Source organism: Streptomyces durbertensis (assembly GCF_014156695.1).
GTDB classification, from domain to species: domain Bacteria; phylum Actinomycetota; class Actinomycetes; order Streptomycetales; family Streptomycetaceae; genus Streptomyces; species Streptomyces durbertensis.
Window position 1 is genome coordinate 1 of sequence record NZ_WMLF01000985.1, and the last position, 255, is coordinate 255.

General features: G+C 65.9%; 1 protein-coding gene. It reads right to left on the bottom strand.

Annotated elements, in window-relative coordinates; genetic code table 11:
- Positions 1-255 (bottom strand): carboxyl transferase domain-containing protein (locus GL263_RS27985; protein WP_323379592.1); only part of this gene is annotated, 255 nt, incomplete at both ends.

Here is a 255-nt window from a genome sequence, read left to right on the forward strand (position 1 = left end):
CCGGACCGGTGATGAACATCTGCGAGGTGTCCCGCACCATGAACACGAAGTCCGTCAACGCCGGCGAATACGCCGCACCACCCGCACACGGACCGAGCATCACCGAGATCTGCGGAATCACACCCGAAGCCCGGGTGTTCCGCTGGAAGATCCCGCCATACCCGGCCAGCGCCGACACACCCTCCTGGATCCGCGCACCCGCACCGTCGTTCAACGACACCAGCGGAGCACCCGCCGCGATGGCCATGTCCATGA